Origin of the sequence: uncultured Limnohabitans sp. (genome assembly GCF_937889215.1) — a bacterium.
In the GTDB taxonomy this organism is placed as follows: Bacteria; Pseudomonadota; Gammaproteobacteria; order Burkholderiales; family Burkholderiaceae_C; genus Limnohabitans_A.
The window spans coordinates 1-1,158 of the sequence record NZ_CALBEX010000126.1 but is presented as its reverse complement, the minus strand read 5'-3'; the positions used below and the strand labels follow the sequence as shown (position 1 = coordinate 1,158).

Annotated in this window: 2 protein-coding genes; both read right to left on the bottom strand. The window is 61.4% G+C overall.

The window, feature by feature from the left end; genetic code table 11:
• On the bottom strand, window positions 1-387 hold a 387-nt coding region (locus tag Q0341_RS03310), incomplete at its 3' end, for a hypothetical protein (RefSeq protein ID WP_299510543.1).
• 12 nt (window positions 388-399) lie between these two features.
• A partial coding sequence (locus Q0341_RS03305) for a hypothetical protein (protein WP_299510541.1) occupies window positions 400-1,158 on the bottom strand: 759 nt, incomplete at its 5' end.

Genomic DNA, 1,158 nt, shown 5'->3' with positions numbered 1-1,158 from the left:
CCTGCTGCCCTGAGGCCAGCCACTTGCGCCCGGGCACGATCCAACGCACCGTCGGGGATGCGCGAACGGTCGTTGGATCAACCCAAAATAGTCGCCTTCTGCATCCGCAGCAATCCACACAGTACAAAGGTGTTTGCCCAACAGTAGACCACCGCCGTGTGCCACGCCGACGGTCTGCGCAGCCCGGCCGAGACCGCGTTCTTGCAGCGCCCCAAATCCGACCTGCAACTGGGCAGAGCCAAACCTGAAAGCACAGCGCACACCCACGCCTTGGCTCAAGCCGCTTATGCCGAGGAAGCCGCTGCGCACACCGTCGACATCGCGGCCATCGACTGCCAGAGAATTTTCAAATGCAAACCGATCGCCCGAGGACTCGGGTGCGTACACGCCCACTCAGTCTCAGTCAAGCGCACCGGGCGCGCAAGCCAGCTGAGGGGGCAATCGTTTTTCCTCGGCAGCGCCCATGTCGCGCACCTGCCTTCCTTTGGCCGTCCAGCCGATGAGCAAGACACGTTGACCGTTGGCAGACAGCGCCAAAATGCTGGGGCGACCCGAGCAATCAACGATGCGGCTGTGCACCGTCTCCTGGCCAATTTGTTGGTTGGTCACGCCCGCCAAATGCGCCACTTGCACCAAGCGATCGCCCTGCAGACGCACCAGCCGCAGCACTTTGTCCAGGTGGGGTTTTTCGACATACGCCACCAAAGGGACGCCATTGACATGAAAATCGGCCACCCCGATCGGAGCCAGCCAGCGAAAGCGCTGACCAATGAAGTCCGATTGAGCGGCACGCACCAAGCCACCGTCCTTCAAAGCCCAAAGCGCCAAGCGAGCCCCTTGCTCCTGGTCACTTTCCACCACCAAAATTTCAGAGCGGCCGCCGCCGTCCATGTCCACCAAGCGCGGCGCAAAGTCCTCAAACACCAGGGCTTCGGGCAATCGCGCACGTAAATGCTGGGCCTGCGAGGGACAGGTTTTGCAGTTGGCCCACGACACCACCAAATCCGTGTGCGCGCTAAGCGCGCCCATGATGTTGTGGGGGTAGCGCTGGGTTGGCTCTGCAAAACGGGCCTCCAAAACAATGGCCTCATCCGCTGCATGCGCGGCGCCACCCAAAGTCAAGCAAACCACCCCCAAAATAACGGCCCATTTCATGAC